The 288-nt window shown below is 42.7% G+C and carries 1 protein-coding gene; it reads left to right on the top strand.

Annotated features, from left to right (window positions below; all coding sequences use genetic code 11):
* Nucleotides 1-288 (top strand): SDR family NAD(P)-dependent oxidoreductase (locus ACFINZ_RS11385; RefSeq protein ID WP_375701566.1); only part of this gene is annotated, 288 nt, incomplete at both ends.

Here is a 288-nt window from a genome sequence, read left to right as displayed (position 1 = left end):
ATCTTTCTGACCGTAAATCCATTAAGCAACTGGCTGAAGTTGCGGAAAGAGAAATGGAGGGTATCGATATCTTGGTTAACAATGCTGGAATCACCCGAGATGGTCTTTTTGTTCGTATGCAGGATCAAGACTGGGATGATGTCTTAGCAGTCAATCTAACAGCTGCTTCTACTTTGACACGTGAATTGATACATTCGATGATGCGCCGTCGCTACGGACGGATTATTAACATAACATCTATTGTTGGTGTTGTCGGAAATCCTGGGCAAACGAATTATTGTGCTGCAA

This window comes from Bartonella sp. AA81SXKL, assembly GCF_042196945.1.
In the GTDB taxonomy this organism is placed as follows: Bacteria; Pseudomonadota; Alphaproteobacteria; order Rhizobiales; family Rhizobiaceae; genus Bartonella.
The sequence above is the reverse complement of the archived record's forward strand: the minus strand, read 5'-3'. Positions and strand labels throughout refer to the sequence as shown.